Origin of the sequence: Pseudoflavonifractor phocaeensis (assembly GCF_038439875.1) — a bacterium.
Classification (GTDB): domain Bacteria; phylum Bacillota; class Clostridia; order Oscillospirales; family Oscillospiraceae; genus Vermiculatibacterium.
Genome location: NZ_JBCDMT010000006.1, coordinates 169,489 through 188,940, shown reverse-complemented (window position 1 = coordinate 188,940; position 19,452 = coordinate 169,489). Strand labels below are relative to the sequence as shown.

Sequence of the window (19,452 nt, the reverse complement as noted above, 5' to 3'; positions counted from 1 at the left end):
AGAAGGCGGCGGGGACGACTTTTTTAAGGCTATCCAAAGGGGTGTATCCCCCCAGGCGACAGAATGATTGAAACGCTCCGCCGGGACCTCTGCGCCATTATTCCATAGCCAATCTCTATATTACTGGAAATAGGCCGCCCCGGAGCGGAAAATACCCATATCAAAACGGCCCGGAACATTTTTGTAGAGTTCCTCTCCCATCCGCTCAGAGTGGCCCATCTTCCCCAGCACCCGGCCGTCGGGGCTGGTCACCGCCTCGATGGCCCAATAGCTGCCGTTGGGGTTATAGAGGCCGTCCATGGTGGCCTCCCCCGCCAGGTCCACATACTGGGCGGCGATCTGGCCGTTCTCCGCCAGAGCCTTCAGCGTGGCCTCCGGGGCCACGAAGCGGCCCTCGCCGTGGCTGATGGGGACGGTGTACACCTCCCCCACCTTGGCGCCCGCCAGCCAGGGTGATTTGACGCTGGATACCCGGGTGCGCACCAACATGCTCTGGTGGCGGCCGATGGTGTTGAAGGTGAGGGTGGGGCTGTCCCCCGTCATGTCCTGGATTCTGCCGAAGGGCACCAGCCCCAGCTTCACGAGGGCCTGGAAGCCGTTGCACACGCCCAGCATCAGCCCGTCCCGCCGCTCCAGCAGGTCGGTGACGGCCTCGGCCAGGGCGGGGGCGCGGAAGAGGGCGGCGATGAGCTTGGCGCTCCCCTCGGGTTCGTCGCCGCCGGAGAAGCCGCCGGGGAGGAATACCATCTGGTTCTCCCGGACGGCCTTGGCCAGAGCGGAAACGCTCTCCTCTACGCGGGCAGGGGTCAGGTTGTTCACCACCAGCACCTGGGGAACGGCCCCGGCCCGCTCCATCGCCCGGGCGCTGTCATACTCGCAGTTGGTGCCGGGGAAAACCGGGATGAGCACCCGGGGCCTGGCGATGTGGAGGCCGGGAGCAGCTGGAGCCTTCGCCCCGCTGGAGAGCGTGGGGGCCGCCCCCTCCCCCGCCGCCGTGAGGGGGAAGACGGGGGCCAGCTTGGCCTCGTAGGCCCGCTCCAGCTCCGCCAAATCGACTCGCTCCCCGCTCAGGGTGAAGGCGTACTCCTCCACGGTGCGGCCCAGGAGAAGGCCCACGTCCTCCGCCTCCTCCGCCAGCTCCAGGAGGAAGGCCCCCCGGCGGACGGCGAAGATGGTGTCCCCGTCCACACTCCCGGCAAAGCCGACGCGGTTGCCCAGACACATCTTGAAGAGGCCCTCGGCCACGCCGCCGTGGACCACCGCCCAGGCGGAAAGGACCTGTTTCTCCGAAATCAGCCCCTCCAGCTTGGCGCACAGGGCGTTGAAGCTCTCCGGCATGGGCAGAAAGCCGTCGTACTCCGGCGTTAGTAGGACCACCCGGTGTCCGGGGGCCTTGAACTCGGGGGAGATCACGTTTCCCGCCGCCCCGGAGGCCACGGCGAAGGACACCAGGGTGGGGGGCACGTCAATGTGCTCGAAGGTGCCGGACATGGAGTCCTTGCCGCCGATGGCGGCCACCCCCAGGTCTAGCTGAGCCTTGAGGGCCCCCAGGAGGGCGGCCAGGGGATTGCCCCACCGCTCCGGGTCCGCGCCCAGGCGCTTAAAATACTCCTGGAAGGTGAGGTACATCTTTTCCCTCTGGAAGCCCGCCGCCGTCAGCTTGGCTACGCTCTCGCACACCGCCAGCCAGGCCCCCCGGAACTCGTCCCGCTCGCTGACGAAGGGGTCAAAGCCGAAGGCCATGCCGGCGCAGGTAGCGGTCTCCCCCGCCACGGGCAGCTTGTGAGACATGACCTGGGCGGGGGTCTTCTGGTACTTGCCGCCGAAGGGCATGAGCACGGTGGCCGCCCCGATGGTGGAGTCGAACCGCTGGGCAAGCCCCTGCTGAGAGCAGATGTTCAGGTCGGTGACCAGAGCCCCGAGCCGCTCCGAGAGAGGGGCGGCGGAATGGTCCTCCATCACTGCGCGTGGAGCGGAAATGACTGCCTTCGCGTGCTTCTCCGCCCCGTTGGAGGCCAGGAAGTTCCGGGCGATGTCGCAGACGGTGTTCCCCTTCCACTTCATCACCATCCGGGGCGCCTCGGTGACCACCGCCACCACCGTGGCCTCCAGATTTTCCCCGTGGGCCAGGGCGATGAAGGCATCGGCCTCTTGGGCCTCCACCACCACTGCCATGCGCTCCTGGCTCTCAGAGATGGCTAGCTCTGTGCCGTCCAGGCCCTCATATTTCTTGGGCACGGTGTCCAGGTCGATAATAAGGCCGTCGGCCAGCTCCCCCACGGCCACGGACACACCGCCCGCGCCGAAGTCATTGCAGCGCTTGATGAGCCGGGTGGCTGCCGGATTACGGAACAGCCGTTGGAGCTTGCGCTCCTCGGGGGCGTTGCCCTTCTGGACCTCCGCCCCACAGCTCTCCAGGCTCTCCAGCTTGTGGGCCTTGGAGGAGCCGGTGGCCCCGCCGCAGCCGTCCCGGCCCGTGCGGCCCCCCAGGAGGATGACCACGTCGCCGGGGGTCGGCTCCTCCCGCCGGACGTTGGCCTCGGGCACCGCCCCCATCACCGCCCCGATCTCCATGCGCTTGGCCACGTAGCCGGGGTGGTAGAGCTCGGTGACCTGGCCGGTGGCCAGGCCGATCTGGTTGCCGTAGCTGGAATAGCCCTGGGCAGCGGTGGTCACCAACTTGCGCTGGGGCAGCTTGCCCGCCAGGGTCGCCTCCACCGGCACCAGGGGGTCCCCCGCGCCGGTGACCCGCATGGCGGAAAAGACATAGCCCCGGTTCGCCAGGGGGTCTCGGATGGCCCCGCCGATGCAGGTGGCCGCGCCGCCGAAGGGCTCGATTTCGGTGGGGTGGTTGTGGGTCTCGTTCTTGAAGAGGAGGAGCCAGTCCTCCATTTTTCCGCCGTTGTCCACCTGGATACGGACGGAACAGGCGTTGATCTCGTCGCTCTCGTCCAGGTTTTTCAGGATGCCCTTCTGCTTTAAATATTTGGCCCCGATGGTGGCCAGGTCCATGAGGCAGATAGGCTTCTTGTCCCGGCTGGTCTCGGCCCGGAGCCTCAGATAGAGATCCCAGGCCTCCTTCACCGCCGGTTCCTCCACCGTCACCTCGTCCAGAATGGTGCCGAAGGTGGTGTGGCGGCAGTGGTCGGACCAGTAGGTGTCCAGCACCCGCACCTCGGTGACGGTGGGGTCCCGTCCCTCTTTTTGAAAATAGCCCTGGCAGAAGGCCATGTCAGCCCCATCCATGGCGAGGCCCATCTCTTCCCCCAGCTTGGCAAGGCCTGCGGCGTCCAGGGCGTTGAAGCTCTCCAGGACGGCCACGGTCTCCGGCGCGTCGTACCGCGCCGCCAGGGTGTCCGGCCTGTCCAGGGCCGCCTCCCGGGCCTCCACGGGGTTGATGACGTACCGCTTGACCCGCTCCACGTCCTCCGCCGACAGCGCCCCGGAGAGGAGGTACACCTTGGCCGAGCGCACCGCCGGGCGCTCCCCGGCGGAGATGAGCTGGACGCACTCGCTGGCCGAGGCCGCCCGCTGGTCAAACTGGCCGGGCAGGTATTCCACGGCGAACACGGCGCAGTCCCCCTGGGGCAGGTGGTCGTAGACCTCGTCCACGGCGGGCTCGGAAAACACCACGGGGACGCACCGGCGGAAGAGGGCCTCGTCCACCCCCTCCACGTCGTAGCGGTTCAGGATGCGCAGGCCGTCCAAGCCCCCGATGCCCAGCAGGTTCCGCAGCTCCTCCAGCAGGGCCTTGGCCTCCACGGCGTAGGGGGCCTTCTTTTCGGCGTAAACACGGTAGACCATGGACGTCCCTCCTAGTTTTTCGCGGCCAGCGCCCTGGCCCCGATGTCGTTTCGCTTGTGCATCCCCGCAAAGGAAATCTCCTTTACGGCATTATAGGCTTTGGAAACAGCCTCCTCCAGGGTATCCCCCAGAGCTGTGACCCCCAGGACCCGCCCCCCTGCCGTCACAAGGGATTCCCCCTCCAGGGCGGTGCCGGCGTGGTAGACGGCCGCGTCGGAGCTGGGGAGCTGACCGTCCATGAGACCCGTAATGGGGATACCCTTGTCATATGTGCCGGGGTAGCCCCCGGAGGCCAGCACCACGCAGGCGGCGTGCCGGTCAGAGAATGTCACGTCCAGCTCCCCCAACGTGCCGTCGGTCACCGCCCGCATGACGGTGTAGAGGTCGGTCTCCAGCAGGGGGAGCACCACCTGGGTCTCCGGGTCGCCGAAGCGGCAGTTGTACTCGATGACCTTGGGCCCCTTGGGGGTGAGCATCAGCCCGAAGTAGAGACAGCCCTTGAAGGTCCGCCCCTCGGCGTTCATGGCCTCCATGGTGGGCAGAAAAATCTTCTCCATGCACTCGGCGGCGATTTCCGGGGTGTAGTAGGGGTTGGGGGCGACGGTGCCCATGCCCCCGGTATTGAGCCCTCGGTCCCCGTCCAGGGCCCGCTTGTGGTCCATGGAGGACACCATGGGCACCAGGGTCTTGCCGTCGGTGATGGAGAGGACGGAGACCTCCGGGCCGGTCAAAAACTCCTCAATGACCACCGTGGCCCCCGAGGCGCCGAACTTCCCCCCCACCATCATCTCCTCCACGGCGGCAATGGCTTCGGCCCTGTCCTGGCAGATGAGCACGCCCTTGCCCAGAGCCAGCCCGTCGGCCTTCACCACGATGGGCCAGGCCTCGTTCTGTTCCAGATAGGCCTTTGCCTGTTCCACCTCCGTGAAGGTCTCATAGGCGGCGGTGGGGATGTGGTATTTCCTCATCAGGTCCTTGGCGAAGGCCTTGCTGGCCTCGATGCGGGCGGCGGCCCTGTTGGGGCCGAAGGCAGGGATGCCCCGCTCCTCCAAAAGGTCTACCAGCCCCAGGGCCAGGGGGTCGTCGGGGGCCACCACCACGTAGTCCATCCCCTCCAGGGAGCACCATTTGGCGATGGCCTCCACGTCGGTGGCGGAGATTGGCACCCGCACGGCGTCGTAGCCGATGCCGCCGTTGCCGGGGGCGGCGTACAGCTCGGTCACCTCCGGGTTTTCTTTCAGCTTGCGGAGGATGGCGTGCTCCCGCCCTCCGCCGCCAACCACTAATATTTTCATTTCAACACACCCTCTTGCGTCATGTGAAGCTCAACGGGCGGATACTATCCGCCCCTACGCCAACGCCTTTGCCCTTGTCGGGGCGGCTCGCATCTAAACCCATGCCGGTGCGAATACCCTTGTCGGGCCGACTCGCATCCGAAACCCACGCCAGCGTGGATACCCTTGTCGGGGCTACTCGCATCCGAACCTACGCCAGCGCGGACACCCCTGTAGGGGCGGATAGCATCCGCCCGCCCCCGCCTTAATGATGGAACAGCCTCAGCCCGTTGAATGCCATGGCGATGCCGTATTTGTCGCAGGTCTCGATCACGTTGTCGTCCCGGATGGACCCGCCGGGCTGGACGATGGCGGTGACGCCGCTGCGGTGGGCCCGCTCCACGTTGTCCCCGAAGGGGAAGAAGGCGTCGGAGCCCAGGCACACGCCGGTGACAGTGTCCAGATACGCCCGCTTCTCGGCGCTGGTGAAGGGCTCCGGGCAGACGGTGAAGCGGCTTTGCCACTTGCCCTCGTCCAGCACGTCGCCGCTCTCCTCGTCGGAGAGGTACAAATCCACCGTGTTGTCCCGGTCCGCCCGGCCCAGAGTGGGCAGGAAGGGCAGGCCCAGCACCTTGGGATGGTGGCGAAGCTGCCACAGGTCGGCCTTGTTCCCCGCCAGACGGGTGCAGTGGATGCGGCTCTGCTGGCCGGCCCCCACGCCGATGACCTGCCCGCCGCTGGCGTAACACACGGAGTTGGACTGGGTGTACTTGAGGGTGATGAGGCAGAGGGTGAGGTCCCGCTTCTGCTCCGCCGTCAGGGTCTTGTTGCGGGTGGGCATGTTGGCAAAGGCCTCCTCGCCGAAGGTCACGGTGTTGTGCCCCTGCTCGAAGACCACGCCGAAGACCTGCTTGCGCTCCAGGGCGGGGGGCTCATAGGCGGGGTCGATTTGCACCACGTTGTAATTGCCCTTCTTCTTCCCTTTCAGGATGGCCAGGGCTTCGTCAGTATAGCCGGGGGCGATAATACCGTCGGACACCTCGTGCTGGAGGAGCCTCGCGGTGGCCGCGTCGCACACGTCGGACAGGGCGGCCCAGTCGCCGTAAGAGCTCATGCGGTCCGCCCCCCGGGCCCTGGCGTAGGCGCAGGCGATGGGGGTCAATTCAATGGCGTCGTCCACAAAGTACATCCGCCTCAATACATCGTCCAGAGGCAGGCCCAGGGCCGCCCCCGCCGGGGAGACATGCTTGAAGGAGGCGGCGGCAGGCAGACCGGTGGCCTGCTTTGCCTCCCGCACCAGCTGCCAGGAGTTGAGGGCGTCCATGAAGTTGATGTAGCCCGGCTTGCCGCCCAGCACGGTGACGGGCAGCTCCCCCTCCTCCACGAAAATGCGGGCGGGCTTCTGGTTTGGGTTGCAGCCGTATTTCAGTTCCAGTTCTGTCATCTGTCACATTCCTTTCCCGATCAGACAAATACTTGATCTGCCTCTCCCTTTCCCGCCCCAAGCTTGGGCTGGCGCTCCAGGCTATACTGGAAGAGACACATATCTATGATTTTCATCGGCGGATATACGACCCGCCGGGAGCACTTCTCCCGCAGGGCCTCCCAGGCCTCCCAATGCCCGGCATAGAGCCGTCCCAGCGCTTGAAGAGATCCTTTGGAAAAGGCCCCGCGCGCCACTCCGGTCTCTCGGGCCGCCCATTTGAAATAGCGGTCATAGGCCGGGACGCAGCCCAATGTGCCCAAAAGGATCTTGGTCAGCAGCGTGTCTGAGGGCGTCTCCCCCGCCTCTCTGCGGTAGGTTTGGCTCAGTTCTCCTGACAGCTCCATCACTTGCCCGGCAAAGTCGCCCCGCGCCAGTGATCCCCGGCCCAGCTCCGTCAGAGAGGACCAGCGGTCCTCCAAAAGAAGCGCCGCCGCCGGAAGATGTATCTTGTAGTCCTTTTGCAGTAGAAAGGCCCCACCCCGCAGCATCCCCCAGCTAGCCAAATACCAGGCCAGATGGAGGGACAGAAAGTCCAGGTCCGCCGATCCCTTCCGGGCGGCGGAGAAAGCCAAATAACAGTGTTCCCAGAACCGATAACGGGCGTGAGGGTCATCCTCCATCCGCTCCAGGAAGCCCTCTCCCGCCCTCAGCAGAGCTTCCGGCTCCGCTCCCTTATCCGCGGAGGCCGTCCGCCTTCGGGAAGGTCCACAGCCGGGCGCGCGGCGGCTCTCCTGTTCCAAATATTCCCTTGCCAGCTTCGGGTCCCGGCGGAAGGTGACCTGCCGGGCGGGAATGGAGCACTGCTCTACCACATAACCGGCCAAAAGCCAACCATGGCACAGAGAGTTTTGGGCAGAATTGACCCAGCAGGCGGGATATTGATACGCGGAAGCGGGCAGACCACAGATCCCCTCCAGCATATCAAAGGTCATGGACCGTCTTTCTCCGCCGTTTTTTATCAGATAATCGGTCAAAACCGCGTATTTATCTCCCTTAGGCACGGCTTTTCTCTCCTCTTACGCCTGGTGTTTGTTGATGATGGCGGTTTCGGTCTTCCCGCTCTCCAGCTCCACCGTGCGGACGAAAAGGGAGACCTTGTTGTCTGCGTTGAGGGCGGCCCACACTTGGTCCGCCAGGGCTTTGGCGCTCTCATTTCCCAGGGAAACCGTCTTCGGCTCCCCCCGGAAGGAGGGCAGCGGGTCGCCGTCGGTCTCGTAGGTGCTGATGAAATGGCCGGTGCCGGGGAGCGCGGGATATTCGAAGGTCTCCCGCACGCAGGCGGAGCCCGCGGCATCGGCCGCCTTTAAAATGGAAAGCTTATAGCTCCCATCCGGAGCCAGCAGGCCGGAGATGCGGGGGGTCCAGTTGGGGCCGTCCGGCTCGAATTCCCTGGTGCGGAGGGCCTGCTCAAAGGGCCTTCCTTCCTTCAAAAATTCCACCACCGTGTCGGTCTGGTCCCCGTTGGTGACCACCAATCCCCGGCCAAACGTCCGCACCGGGTGGTAGATGATGAGGGAGGGATCGGTCATCTTGCTCTCGTCAAAGGCCCTGGTGCAGATGCCGTCGGCGGTCTCCTCAAAGACCCGGTTGCGGCTGTTCTCGCTGCGGCCCATGATGAAATAGACCACCACCGCCCGGTTCCCGTCGGCGGACCGCCCCAGGGTGATACCCCGGCCGGGATAAGGGTTGGCGGCCAAAAGCTCAGTCAGTTGTTCCATGTTCCTCATCCTCTTCTTTCTTTGTGGGCTCACTCCCGGTGAAGTCCTCCGGGGGAAGCAGATGAAAAATGTAAAGGCCCACCTCACGCACCAGGACCACAAGCCCGGCGATCGCTGCGGCCCCGCCAAATAGCAGAGATATCTGCCCGAACGGGCCAAAATGGTAGCCGTAAGTCAAATAAATCCCAAACAGGAGCAAAAACCCGGCGGCGACCACGCCCACCAGGCGTTCCATCGGCTTCATACGCCATCCTCCTTGATTCGTACTGTTCTGCCCTCCACGGCCAGCCGTCCGGCGCAGAAGAGGGCCACGGCCCGGGGCAGGAGCTTCCACTCCGCCTCCTCCATGACCCGTTTTTGCAGCGTTTCCGGGGTGTCCCCCGGCAGGATGTCAACCGCCTTTTGCAGGATGATTGGCCCCTCGTCCGCCCCCTCGTTGACGAAGTGGACAGTGGCGCCGGTGACCTTCACCCCCCGCTCCAGGGCCGCCTCGTGGACCTTCAGGCCGTAATAACCCTTCCCGCAGAAGGCGGGGATAAGGCTGGGGTGGACGTTGATGATACGGTTTTCATAGGCGGCGATAAAAGCCCCGTTCAGGATGGATAAAAAGCCCGCCAGCACCACAAGGCCGGTGTGGTGGGCCTTCAGCACGTCCAGCAGGGCGGCACAGAAGGCGTCGGTGTCCGGGTAGTCCCCCCGGGCCACCGTGACGGCCTCCACCCCGGCCCGACCCGCCCGCTCCAGGGCGTAGGCCCCGGGCCTGCTGGACACCACCAGGGAGATGCGCCCGCCGGGGAGCTCCCCCCTGCTCTGGGCGTCCAAAAGGGCCTGGAGGTTGGTGCCGCCCCCGGAGACCAGCACAGCGATGTTGGTCATACCAGCGCCACGCCCTTCTCGCCGGGGACGATCTCCCCCATGGGGTAGGCCTCCTGGCCCTCGGCCTTCAAAAGGTCGACTGCCTTGTCCGCGTCGGCGGCGGGCACCACCAGGGCCATGCCAACGCCCATGTTGAAGGTGTTGAACATGTCCCGCTCCGGGATATCCCCCTCCCTGGCGATGAGGTCGAAGAGGGGGGAGACCCGGACGGCCTTCCGCCGGATCTTGGCGCTCAGGCCGTCAGGGAGACACCGGGGGATGTTCTCGTAGAACCCGCCCCCGGTGATGTGGCTGACGCCGTGGACCGCCACCGACTCCATCAGCTTGAGGACGGGCTTCACATAGATTTTGGTGGGGGTGAGCAGGGCGGGCCCCAGCTCGCCGGAGAGCTCGGGCACGTTCCGATGAAGGTCTTTCCCCTCCAAGTCAAAGACCTTCCGCACCAGGGAGAAGCCGTTGGAGTGGACGCCGGAGGAGGGCAGGGCCAAAATCACGTCCCCCGCCGCCATTTTGCTGTTGTCCAAAATTTTGGACTTGTCCACGGCCCCCACGGTGAAGCCAGCCAGGTCGTACTCGTCCTCGGGGTAGAACCCGGGCATCTCGGCGGTCTCCCCCCCCACCAGGGCGCAGCCCGCCTGGACGCAGCCCTCGGCCACGCCGGAGACGATGGCGGCGACGCACTCCGGGACGTTCTTCCCGCAGGCGATGTAATCCAGAAACACCAGGGGCCTGGCCCCGCAGGCCAGCACGTCGTTGACGCACATGGCCACGCAGTCGATGCCCACGGTGTCGTGCTTGTCCAGCAAAAAGGCCAGCTTCAGCTTGGTGCCCACCCCGTCGGTGCCCGAGACCAGCACCGGGTGGGGCATGTCCTGAACGTCCAGCTCAAAGAGGCCGCCGAAGCCGCCCAGCCCCCCCAGCACGCCGGGGATCATGGTGCGGCCCACGTGGGCCTTCATCAGCTCCACGGCCTGGTACCCGGCGGTGATGTCCACCCCGGCGGCCTTGTAGCTCTCGGAAAAACTCTTCTCCATGGTACCCTCCTCAATCCCCGGTGCTCTCGGAGAATTTGTTCTCAAACTTGCTCTTGGCCCCGGCCTTGGGGGGCTCCACCGGGTAGTTGCCGGTGAAGCAGGCGTCGCACAGCCCGCCGCAGCCCCCCTCGGGGAGCTTGGGCAGGTCCTCCACGGGCAGGAAGCCCAGGGAGTCCACCCCGATGATCTGGGCGATCTCCTCCACCGAGTGCTTGTAGGCGATGAGGTTCTCGCTGGAGTCGATGTCGGTGCCGAAGTAGCAGGGGTAGAGGAAGGGGGGCGCCGACAGGCGCATGTGGACCTCCCTGGCCCCGGCCTCCCGCAGGAGCTTGACGATTTTCAGGCTGGTGGTGCCCCGGACGATGGAGTCGTCCACCAGCACCACCCGCTTGTCCTTCACCGTGGCGGCGATGGGGTTCAGCTTGATGCGCACGTCGTTCTCCCGCTGCTTTTGGTTGGGGGCAATAAAGGTGCGGCCGATGTACTTGTTCTTCAAAAAGCCCATGCCGTAAGGGATGCCGCTCTGCTGGGCGTAGCCCAGGGCGGCGTCCAGCCCGGAGTCGGGCACCCCCACCACCACGTCGGCCTGGACGGGGTGGGAGAGTGCCAGCAGGGCCCCCGCCCGCTGGCGGGCGGTGTGGACGGCGGAGCCGTCGATGACGGAATCCGGGCGGGCAAAATAGATGTACTCAAAGGAGCAGAAGGCCCGCCGCTCCCCCGCGCAGTGGGTGCGGATGGACTCCACGCTCCCCCCGTCGGAGACCACCACCACCTCCCCCGGGTCGATGTCCCGGACGAACACGGCGCCGATGGCGTCCAGGGCGCAGCTCTCGCTGGCGAAGACCACGCTCTCCCCCAGCCGGCCCATGCACAGGGGCCGGAACCCCATGGGGTCCCGGGCGGCGATGAGCTTCCGTGGGGACATGATGACCAGGGAGTAGGCCCCCTTCAATTCCGCCATGGCCCCCACCACCGCCTCCTGGATGGAGGCGGCCTGGAGCCGGTGGCGGGTGATGGTGTAGGCGATGACCTCGGTGTCGCTGGTGGAGTGGAAGATGGCCCCCTGCATCTCGTACTCCCGCCGCAGCTCTGCGGCGTTGGTGAGGTTGCCGTTGTGGGCCAGGGCCATGGAGCCCTTCACGTGCCGCACCACTAAGGGCTGGGCGTTGGAGGCGCTGCGGGTGCCGGTGGTGGCGTAGCGGCAGTGGCCCACCGTCATCTTCCCCCGGGGCAGGCGCTCCAGCACCTCCCGGGAAAAGACCTCGCTGACCAACCCCACGTCCTTGTGGAGCTGGATGACCCCGTCGTCGTTCACCGCCATGCCGCAGCTCTCCTGCCCCCGGTGCTGGAGGGCGTAGAGGCCGTAGTAGGTGTCCGCGATAATGTCCTCAATGTCCCCCACGTCGTAGAGGCCGAAGACGCCGCACTCCTCGTGGAGCTTGTCCCAAATGGCGCTCATCTTACTCCCCCAGCAGGCGCTTCATGACTTCCTGGTAGGCCTCCACCTCGCCCCCCAGGTCCCGGCGGAACAGGTCCTTGTCCAGGTGGGCGCCGGTGGTGGCGTCCCAGAAGCGGCAGGTGTCGGGGCTGATCTCGTCGGCCAGGACGATGGTGCCGTCGGAAAGGCGGCCGAACTCCAGCTTGAAGTCGATGAGATCGATGTTGTACTGCCTGAGGTAATTCTTGAGTACCTCGTTGACCTGGAAGGCGTAGGTGTCGATGGTCTTCATCTCCTCCACGGTGGCCGCCTTGAGGGCCAGGGCGTGGTAGTGGTTGATGAGGGGGTCGCCCAGGTCGTCGTCCTTGAAGCTGTACTCCAGGGTGGGCTGGTCGAACCGGGTGCCCTCCTTCACCCCCAGCCGGGCGGTGAAGGACCCGGCGGCCACATTGCGCACGATGACCTCCAGGGGCACGATGGAGACCTTCTTCACCAAGGTCTCCCGGTCGGACAGCTCCTCCACGAAGTGGGTGGGCACGCCCTCCTTTTCCAGCATCCGCATCAGGGAATTGGTGACCTTGTTGTTCACCACGCCCTTGCCCCGGATGGTGCCCTTCTTGGCGCCGTTGCCGGCGGTGGCGTCATCCTTATAGTCCACGATGACCAGGTTGGGGTCGTCGGTGGCGTAAACCTTCTTAGCCTTGCCCTCGTACAGCTGCTCTCTCTTCTCCATTTTAATCAATCTCCTTCTTTATTCTCGTCCTGATCTTCCGCCAGCTTTACCATGTGAATGTGGTCCTCCCACACTCCGTTGATCTCCAAATAGCTCCGCGCCATCCCCTCGGGCCGGTATCCGTTTTTCTCCAGCACCCGGATCGAGGCCTTGTTCCGGGGCATCACGTTTCCTTCGATCCGGTGGAGGCCCAACTCCTGAAAGGCGAACCGGGTCACCAGACCCACGGCCTGGGTCATCCAACCTCTGCTCCAGCACTGGGCGTCCAATTTATAGCCCAGGAAGGCCGAACGAAAGGCGCCCCAGATGATATTGTTCAGACCGATGAGTCCCACGATCCGCCCCGGCGCCTCCGTCCGCTCCAGATAGAACCGCCTGCTTTGCCCCTCCTGCCAGTCCCGGAGTTCCCGCTCCAGGGCCGCCCGCTGGTGTTCCGGCGTAAAGAAATCCCCGGCCCGCACCGGGTCAATGTACTGAAACGCCTCCCGGTTCCGGCGGTAAAAGTCCGCCAGGGCCTCCGCCAGATCGGGGTGGGCAGGGATCAGGCGCAGGCCGTCCCGCTCCATGTCCACGGCGCTTACAGCCCGGCCAGTTCGGCTTGGAGGGCGGCATCCTTTTGGGCGATCTGGGCTCTCATGTCCTCCTTGGTCGCAGCCAGCTTGGCGGCCAGGGCCTCATCGGTGACGGCCAACATCTGGGCCGCCAGCACCGCGGCGTTCTTGGCGCCGTTCAGCGCCACCGTGGCCACCGGCACGCCGGAGGGCATCTGTACCGTGGCCAGCAGGGCATCCAGGCCGTCGGCGGCGCCCCCCCTCATGGGGATACCGATGACGGGCAGGGTGGTGTTTCCCGCCAACACGCCCGCCAGATGAGCGGCCATGCCGGCGGCGGCGATGATGACCCCGAAGCCCTCGGACCGGGCGGCCTGGGCAAACCGGGCCGCCTGTTCCGGGGTGCGGTGGGCGCTTAGAATATGGGCCTCAAAGGGGATGTCCCAAGCCTTTAGCTGCTGGGCGGCGGCCTTTACCACCGGCCAATCACTGTCACTTCCCATGATGATAGCGACCTTTTTCATATTGTTCCTCCTGATCCCAATCAAAAAATGAAAGAGGACATGGCGCATACGCGCCATGTCCTCTTATGCTTGCTCGAAGGCCCCGGCAAAAAGGGCAGACTCCCCCCGCCGGGAGCAGGAGGGCACACCGGTGGCGGCTACACTGCCCTGCCAAAACTGACAGCCGGTCATCCCCCTCGCCTCCTCTTCAAGCGTTGTTTCACGTTAACTATATCGAACTTCCCAAAGGATTGCAACGCCAATTTCTCCACCTTCGACATTTTTAGAAAATCCCACAAGGCCGGTGTCGAAAAGGCCGTCTCTTTTCGACGATTCGGCGGGAACACGCCCCCCGTTCCGCCGGCATAGGCTGGCGGGGAAACCATACCCAAATCCACCGTTAGGAGGAACACCTATGAGCAATCCATATCTCTGCCCGCCCCCCTGTCCAGGGCCGGAGCCGGGCTGTCCCTGCCCCACCGGCCCCGCCGGTCCAACCGGGCCCCGGGGGAATACAGGCCCCGCGGGACCGGCCGGACCGCAGGGGCCCAGGGGAGCGGAAGGGGCCCAGGGGCCCCAGGGACCGGAAGGGCCAAGAGGCCCTCAAGGCGCCGCCGGGCCCACCGGTCCCCAAGGGCCCCGGGGGATCGACGGCACCCAGGGCCGTCAGGGTGCCCGGGGTCCGGCAGGGCCTCAGGGCCCCTCCGGACACACGGGTCCCACAGGTCCGCAGGGCCCCAGAGGCGCCAACGGCCTCCAGGGTGCCCAGGGGCCACAAGGCCCGGAAGGACCCCAGGGTCCTACGGGCCCCCAAGGTCCCGAAGGAGCGCAGGGCGGCACCGGCCCCCAGGGGAACCCCGGTCTCCAGGGCCCGGCTGGACTCCAAGGCCCCACAGGGCCGACAGGACCACAGGGTCCCCGGGGAGCGGACGGCCCCAGGGGGGCCCAGGGTCCCCAAGGACCGGAGGGGCCCGCAGGCCCCCGGGGACCGGAGGGTTTGCAGGGCGCCCCTGGGCTCCAGGGGTTGGAAGGCGCCCGAGGCCCGCAGGGGCCTCGGGGCCCCGCGGGACCGACTGGGCCCATTGGAAATACCGGTGCCACCGGTCCCACCGGCCCCAGCGGGGCCGACGGCACGCTGTCAACCGCTTATGTCAGCGCCCAGATCCGCGCCCAGGCTTACAGCAATGGAGACTATCTGGTTTTCCAACCCCTGTTCAGCGGCGGGGGCATCGTACCGCAGTACGACGAGAATACCATCCTGCTCAACCAGCACGGCATCTTCTGCATCAGCTACACCGTTCAGGCCTCGGACGCCGTGGCGGGAGACTGGTTCCAGCTCACCCCCGTGGTGGGCCGCCTGCCCATCCGCATGGCCGCGTCGTCCGCCCACGCCTCCGTGGACGGTGCCCCGTTGGGCGTCTGCGGCATTTATCTGGACAATTCCCCCGGCTCCTTCTATCTCCGTCTCCACTTCCAGTCCAACCGCCCCCTCTCTCTCACAGGCACCTTGTCCGTGTTCCGCGTCTCCGATATCCTTCTGCCTCCGTCGTAAGACAAAGGGAGGGACCGCCAACGGCGGTCCCTCCCTTGTGATTGATATCTCAGTTCAAAAAGTCTTTCAGCTTCTCGCTCCGGCTGAGATGCCGCGTCGTCGGGGCAAACTGCGCTCCATTCGGGACGCCCCGCGGGAGAGGGCATCCCTCACCTCCGCTCAGTTCAAAAAGTCCTTCAGCTTTTTGCTCCGGCTGGGATGCCGCAGCTTGCGCAGGGCCTTGGCCTCGATCTGGCGGATGCGCTCCCGGGTGACGTTGAACTCCTTGCCCACCTCTTCCAGGGTGCGGGTGCGGCCGTCCTCCAGGCCGAAGCGCAGCTTCAGCACCTTCTCCTCCCGGGGGGTGAGGGTGTCCAGCACGTCGATGAGCTGTTCCTTCAAAAGGGTGTAGCTGGCGGCCTCGGCAGGCTCGGAGGCGTCCTCGTCGGGGATGAAGTCCCCCAGATGGGAGTCCTCCTCCTCGCCGATGGGGGTCTCCAGGCTGACGGGCTCCTGGGCGATCTTCAAAATCTCCCGCACCTTGTCCACGGGCATCCCCATCTCGGCGGAGATTTCCTCGGGGCTGGGATCGTGGCCAAGCTCCTGAAGGAGCTGGCGGGAGACCCGGATGACCTTGTTGATGGTCTCCACCATGTGGACGGGGATGCGGATGGTCCGAGCCTGGTCGGCGATGGCCCGGGTGATGGCCTGCCGGATCCACCAGGTGGCGTAGGTGGAGAATTTATAGCCCTTGGTGTAGTCGAACTTCTCCACGGCCTTGATGAGGCCCAGGTTGCCCTCCTGGATGAGGTCCAGGAAAAGCATCCCCCGGCCCACGTACCGCTTGGCGATGGAGACCACCAGCCGCAGGTTGGCCTCGGCCAACCGCTGCTTGGCCCGCTCCCCCTTCTTCACGGCCTTTTCCAGTTCTTTGCGGGCCTCGGGGTCCAGGTCGTCCCCGGCCTCGGCCAGGGCGGCGGAGGCCTCGGCCCCCAGGCCCATGTCCTGGGCCAGCTGCACCTCTTCCTCGCCGGTCAGCAGATCCACCTTGCCGATCTCTTTGAGGTACATCCGCACCGGGTCGTCGATGCCGAAGGAATCGGCCAGGGCGGCGGGATCCACCACCTCTTCCTCGGTGACCTCTTCCAGCTCCTCGATCTCCTCGGGGGGCGGCACCAGGTCCACGTCAGCCAGATCCGCCAGGTCCGCCAGGGCGGGGAGGTCCTCCTCGTCCCCGGCGGCGTCGATGCCCAGGTTCTCCATGACATCGTAGATCTTGTCCATCTGCTCGCCTTCCAGGTTGAGCTCATCCAGGACTTCCATCATCTCGGAGGCAGACAGCTTGCCCTTCTTTTTGCCCTTGTCCAGCAGATCGGCCACTTTTTCCGCGCCGGGCACGCCGTCCAAGAGCCGCATCAGCTCGACCTTGCCCGCCTCCATCTGCTCGGCGGACAGGGTGACGGGCTCCTGCTCCTTGCCCTTGGTCCGTTTATCGGCGGCCTTGCCGGTGGTCTTCTTTTCGCTCATTGTCCATCCTCCATTGTCTTTTCTCTTTGTTTGGCCCGAAGCTCCAGCAGGGCGTCGCCGCTCTTGGGGTTCTCCCGCGCCACCGCCTCGGTCTCGATCGTCTTTATGTAGTCGGTCATGGCCCATTTTCCATTGGCCAGGGACTCCGGCTGGTCCAGGACCGCCGTCAAATGGCTCATCTCGTCCCCCGTCAGCTCCCCCGCCAGCGCCCCAAGCTGAACGCTGAGTCCCTGGTCATGGCGGCTTTTCAAGAGGGTGAAGGCCTTCCCCAGCACCGGGGAGGAAAACCGCCCCGGGTCCACCTTGGCCTCGGCAAAGAGGGCCGGGTCCAGCATCACCAGCCGGAGGACCCCCTCCTCCGCCCGGGCGGAGCGGATATTGTCGTAGCGCAGCTCCCGGCTCTTGGGCTGGAGGGTCATGGTAGGGGTCAGGTCCCGGCGGACCTCTTTTTTCCGCTCCTGCCGGGCTCGTCCCTTCCGCCACCGTTCCACTTCCAGGGCGAAGGACGCCCCCGAGATGCCCGCCGCGGTCGCGGCCTTGTTGCCGTAGATCTCCCGCTCGATGGGGCTGGCCAGCTTGCCCACCGTCTCCACCGCCGCCTTCAAAAAGGCCATGCGGCCCTCGTCGGTGGCCAGGTCGGCCCCCTGCAGGAGGGTATCCAGCTGATAATCGTTCTGTCCGGCGCTGCCGTTCAGGCACTTTTCAAAGGCGGCGGGGCCAAACTTCTTGATGAAATCATCCGGGTCCTGCTTGAGGGGCTTGCCCTCGGCGTCCACGGCATTGGGGAGCTGGAGGACCCGCACATTCATGTCCGCGTCCTTCAAAATGCCCAGCACCCGGTCGGTGGATTTCTTCCCGGCGGAGTCGTTGTCGTAGCAGAGCACCAGCTCCTTGGTGTACCGGGAGAGGATGCGGGCGTGCTCCTCGGTGAGGGCGGTGCCCATGGTGGCCACCACGTTGTCGAAGCCCGCCTGATGGAGGGTGATGACGTCGATGTTGCCCTCCACCAGAATGAGGTTGGGCCGCTTGGTGTTCTTGGCAAAGTTGAGGGCATAGACCAGCCGGCTTTTCTTGAAGCACACCGTGTCCGGGCTGTTGAGGTATTTGGCCCCCTCCAGCCCCGGTAGGATGCGGCTGGTAAACCCGCACACGTCCCCCCGCACGTCGATGACAGGGAGCATGAGGCGGGCGCGGAACTTGTCGTAGATGCCGCCGTTCTTCCCCGCCACGGCGAGGCCCGCGTCGATGAGCTCCATCTTGGTGAAGCCCTTGGCGGTGAGGGCCCTGGTGAGGCCGTCCCACTCACTGGGGGCGGCCCCCAGGCCGAACCGGGTGGCAAATCTGGGGCTGATCTGCCGCTGGGCGATATAATCCCGGACGGCGGCACCGCCTGGACTCTTCAGCTGTTCGTGATAGAACCGGGCGGCCTCCCTGTTGGCCTCCAGCGCCCGGCGCAGCTTCTTCCGCCCGGCGTCGTCCCCCCCCGTGTCCGGGACCTCCATCCCCACCCGCTTGGCCAGATGGCGCACGGCGTCGGGGAAGGAGAGGTGCTCCAGCTCCATGACGAAGGAGATGACACCGCCCCCCTTGCCGCAGCCGAAGCAGTGGTAGATCTGCTTGTCCCGGGAGACGGAAAAGGAGGGGGTCTTTTCATTGTGGAAGGGGCACAGGCCCCACAGGTTGCTCCCTTTGGGGGTCAGGTGGACATACTCGCCCACCACCTCGGAAATCTCGCTGCGGGCCACCAGCTCATCGATAAATTGTTCGGGTATGGGCATGGATGGCCTCCTCTCGGCTATGATTTCCAAGTTATGACAAGGTTATACCATTGTCGCTTCTCAAGCCTTCCGGCAGGGGGCGGCGCCAACCTCCCCTACTTCACCGTCCAGGACTTGGGGATGAAGAGGTCCAGGTACCGCTCCACGGCGTAGGCGTCGGTCATGCCGGCGATGTAGTCGCAGACCGCCCGCTCCGGGCTCTCCCCCTCCCGGATCTCCTGGAACTCCGGGGGCAGCTTGTCCAGGTCGGCCATGTAGTAGTCGAAGAGGCGGCGGATCATCTCCTGGGCCTTCCCCTCCTCCCCCTTGGCCACCGGGTTGCGGTACACCGACTCGAACATAAATTCCCGCAGGTCGGCCATGGCCCGGCCCTTTTCGGGAGACTGGCAGATGTCGTCCTTCCCCTGGCTGGCGGTGATGATGTCCATCACCAGGGTGTTGATCCGCTCGGAGTGGGTGTCCCCCAACTCCTGGGCCACGTGGGCGGGGATGTCCAGCGGGTAGATGATGCCCCCCCGGAGGGCGTCGTCGATGTCGGCGCTCAGATAGGCGATCTTGTCCGACAGCCGCACCACCCGGCCCTCCAGCGTCTCGGCCAGCTCGGGGCCCGAGTGGCAGAGGATGGCCCGGCGGACCTCGTAGGTCAGGTTCAGCCCCTCCCCGTCGTTTTCCAGCCGGTCCACCACCCGGAGGGACTGCTCGTTGTGGCGGAAGCCGCCCGGCATGATCTCGTTGAGGAGCCGCTCCCCGGCGTGGCCGAAGGGGGTGTGCCCCAGGTCGTGGCCGAAGGCGGCGGCCTCGGTCAGATCCTCATTGAGCCCCAGGCCCCGGGCGATGGTCCGGGCCACCCGGGCCACCTCCAGGGTGTGGGTCATCCGGGTGCGGTAGTGGTCCCCCTCGGGCTGGAGGAACACCTGGGTCTTGTGCTTGAGCCGGCGGAAGGCCTTGCAGTGGACGATCCGGTCGGTGTCCCGCTGAAAGCAGGTCCGCACCGGGCAGGGCTCCACCGGCCGCCGGCGTCCCTTGGAGTTGGCCGACAGGCAGGCAAAGGGAGACAGGTCCTTGCGTTCCCGCTCTTCCAACTGCTGTCGAATGGTCATCTGGGTGCCCCCTCTCCGCTTCTCGTATTATTTATATACGACGGCGGGAGCAAAAATCCTCTTTTTCTTTTCAAAAAATAGAGAAAAGCGGCCCAGGGG

The 19,452-nt window shown here is 65.5% G+C and carries 16 protein-coding genes and 1 pseudogene; 2 read left to right on the top strand and 15 right to left on the bottom strand.

Going from position 1 to position 19,452, the window contains the following annotated elements; translation table 11 throughout:
• Positions 1 to 120: 120 nt before the first annotated feature.
• From AAEU42_RS12700 to purE, 12 genes are all read right to left on the bottom strand, one after another.
• Complete coding sequence (locus AAEU42_RS12700) at positions 121 to 3,804, bottom strand: phosphoribosylformylglycinamidine synthase (RefSeq protein ID WP_342233936.1); 3,684 nt, start codon at positions 3,802 to 3,804, stop codon at positions 121 to 123.
• A gap of 11 nt (positions 3,805 to 3,815) precedes the next feature.
• Entirely contained in the window at positions 3,816 to 5,099 is a 1,284-nt protein-coding gene (gene purD / locus AAEU42_RS12695; RefSeq protein ID WP_342233935.1) for a phosphoribosylamine--glycine ligase, read from the bottom strand.
• Between the two features lie 244 nt (positions 5,100 to 5,343).
• On the bottom strand, positions 5,344 to 6,522 hold the full coding sequence (locus tag AAEU42_RS12690; protein ID WP_342233934.1) for a phosphoribosylaminoimidazolecarboxamide formyltransferase: 1,179 nt from the start codon (positions 6,520 to 6,522) through the stop codon (positions 5,344 to 5,346).
• 20 nt (positions 6,523 to 6,542) lie between these two features.
• On the bottom strand, positions 6,543 to 7,565 hold the full coding sequence (locus AAEU42_RS12685) for a DUF7662 domain-containing protein (protein WP_425288220.1): 1,023 nt from the start codon (positions 7,563 to 7,565) through the stop codon (positions 6,543 to 6,545).
• A gap of 15 nt (positions 7,566 to 7,580) precedes the next feature.
• Complete coding sequence (locus AAEU42_RS12680; protein ID WP_425288219.1) at positions 7,581 to 8,291, bottom strand: IMP cyclohydrolase; 711 nt, start codon at positions 8,289 to 8,291, stop codon at positions 7,581 to 7,583.
• Positions 8,266 to 8,526: a hypothetical protein gene (locus tag AAEU42_RS12675; protein ID WP_342233931.1), complete on the bottom strand. Its 261-nt coding sequence runs from the start codon at positions 8,524 to 8,526 to the stop codon at positions 8,266 to 8,268. Before AAEU42_RS12675 ends, AAEU42_RS12680 begins: the two co-directional genes overlap by 26 nt.
• Positions 8,523 to 9,158, bottom strand: a complete 636-nt coding sequence (gene purN / locus AAEU42_RS12670) for a phosphoribosylglycinamide formyltransferase (RefSeq protein WP_342233930.1) — start codon at positions 9,156 to 9,158, stop codon at positions 8,523 to 8,525. Before purN ends, AAEU42_RS12675 begins: the two co-directional genes overlap by 4 nt.
• Complete coding sequence (gene purM, locus AAEU42_RS12665) at positions 9,155 to 10,192, bottom strand: phosphoribosylformylglycinamidine cyclo-ligase (protein WP_342233929.1); 1,038 nt, start codon at positions 10,190 to 10,192, stop codon at positions 9,155 to 9,157. The genes purN and purM overlap by 4 nt, the downstream gene beginning before the upstream one ends.
• A 10-nt stretch (positions 10,193 to 10,202) precedes the next feature.
• Positions 10,203 to 11,651: an amidophosphoribosyltransferase gene (purF, locus tag AAEU42_RS12660; RefSeq protein ID WP_342233928.1), complete on the bottom strand. Its 1,449-nt coding sequence runs from the start codon at positions 11,649 to 11,651 to the stop codon at positions 10,203 to 10,205.
• Position 11,652: 1 nt separating this feature from the next.
• Positions 11,653 to 12,363 carry a phosphoribosylaminoimidazolesuccinocarboxamide synthase gene (purC, locus tag AAEU42_RS12655; RefSeq protein WP_342233927.1) on the bottom strand — a complete coding sequence of 237 codons (711 nt, stop codon included), beginning with the start codon at positions 12,361 to 12,363 and terminating at the stop codon, positions 11,653 to 11,655.
• 5 nt (positions 12,364 to 12,368) lie between these two features.
• The gene (locus AAEU42_RS12650) at positions 12,369 to 12,929 is read right to left on the bottom strand and encodes a GNAT family N-acetyltransferase (protein WP_342234029.1); all 561 of its coding nucleotides are present in this window, start codon (positions 12,927 to 12,929) and stop codon (positions 12,369 to 12,371) included.
• 11 nt (positions 12,930 to 12,940) lie between these two features.
• Positions 12,941 to 13,438, bottom strand: a complete 498-nt coding sequence (gene purE / locus AAEU42_RS12645) for a 5-(carboxyamino)imidazole ribonucleotide mutase (protein WP_342233926.1) — start codon at positions 13,436 to 13,438, stop codon at positions 12,941 to 12,943.
• A gap of 394 nt (positions 13,439 to 13,832) precedes the next feature.
• Here purE and AAEU42_RS14590 point away from each other — a divergent pair.
• Positions 13,833 to 14,447, top strand: a pseudogene (locus tag AAEU42_RS14590) (collagen-like domain-containing protein); the annotation flags it as partial.
• Entirely contained in the window at positions 14,442 to 14,969 is a 528-nt protein-coding gene (locus AAEU42_RS12640; RefSeq protein ID WP_342233925.1) for a hypothetical protein, read from the top strand. The pseudogene AAEU42_RS14590 and the gene AAEU42_RS12640, both read left to right, overlap by 6 nt.
• Before the next feature lie 159 nt (positions 14,970 to 15,128).
• On the opposite strand, the gene rpoD is transcribed toward AAEU42_RS12640, so the two are convergent.
• From rpoD to AAEU42_RS12625, 3 genes are all read right to left on the bottom strand, one after another.
• A complete protein-coding gene (gene rpoD, locus AAEU42_RS12635; RefSeq protein WP_342234028.1) occupies positions 15,129 to 16,364 on the bottom strand; it encodes an RNA polymerase sigma factor RpoD in 1,236 nt (411 codons plus the stop codon).
• A 107-nt stretch (positions 16,365 to 16,471) separates the two neighbouring features.
• A complete protein-coding gene (gene dnaG / locus AAEU42_RS12630; RefSeq protein ID WP_342233924.1) occupies positions 16,472 to 18,253 on the bottom strand; it encodes a DNA primase in 1,782 nt (593 codons plus the stop codon).
• 95 nt (positions 18,254 to 18,348) lie between these two features.
• Entirely contained in the window at positions 18,349 to 19,353 is a 1,005-nt protein-coding gene (locus tag AAEU42_RS12625) for a deoxyguanosinetriphosphate triphosphohydrolase (protein ID WP_342233923.1), read from the bottom strand.
• Positions 19,354 to 19,452: the final 99 nt, after the last annotated feature.

Excerpts from the sequence above, each read along its gene's own strand:
- AAEU42_RS12625 (WP_342233923.1), bottom strand. The coding sequence starts at position 19,353 with ATGACCATTCGACAGCAGTTGGAAGAGCGGGAACGCAAGGACCTGTCT.
- AAEU42_RS12690 (WP_342233934.1), bottom strand. The coding sequence starts at position 6,522 with ATGACAGAACTGGAACTGAAATACGGCTGCAACCCAAACCAGAAGCCC.
- rpoD (WP_342234028.1), bottom strand. The coding sequence starts at position 16,364 with ATGCGGCTCTTGGACGGCGTGCCCGGCGCGGAAAAAGTGGCCGATCTG.
- purC (WP_342233927.1), bottom strand. The coding sequence starts at position 12,363 with ATGGAGAAGAGAGAGCAGCTGTACGAGGGCAAGGCTAAGAAGGTTTAC.
- AAEU42_RS12675 (WP_342233931.1), bottom strand. The coding sequence starts at position 8,526 with ATGAAGCCGATGGAACGCCTGGTGGGCGTGGTCGCCGCCGGGTTTTTG.
- purM (WP_342233929.1), bottom strand. The coding sequence starts at position 10,192 with ATGGAGAAGAGTTTTTCCGAGAGCTACAAGGCCGCCGGGGTGGACATC.
- dnaG (WP_342233924.1), bottom strand. The coding sequence starts at position 18,253 with ATGCCCATACCCGAACAATTTATCGATGAGCTGGTGGCCCGCAGCGAG.
- purF (WP_342233928.1), bottom strand. The coding sequence starts at position 11,651 with ATGAGCGCCATTTGGGACAAGCTCCACGAGGAGTGCGGCGTCTTCGGC.
- purE (WP_342233926.1), bottom strand. The coding sequence starts at position 13,438 with ATGAAAAAGGTCGCTATCATCATGGGAAGTGACAGTGATTGGCCGGTG.
- AAEU42_RS12650 (WP_342234029.1), bottom strand. The coding sequence starts at position 12,929 with ATGGAGCGGGACGGCCTGCGCCTGATCCCTGCCCACCCCGATCTGGCG.
- purN (WP_342233930.1), bottom strand. The coding sequence starts at position 9,158 with ATGACCAACATCGCTGTGCTGGTCTCCGGGGGCGGCACCAACCTCCAG.
- AAEU42_RS12700 (WP_342233936.1), bottom strand. The coding sequence starts at position 3,804 with ATGGTCTACCGTGTTTACGCCGAAAAGAAGGCCCCCTACGCCGTGGAG.
- AAEU42_RS12680 (WP_425288219.1), bottom strand. The coding sequence starts at position 8,291 with ATGAGGAACATGGAACAACTGACTGAGCTTTTGGCCGCCAACCCTTAT.
- purD (WP_342233935.1), bottom strand. The coding sequence starts at position 5,099 with ATGAAAATATTAGTGGTTGGCGGCGGAGGGCGGGAGCACGCCATCCTC.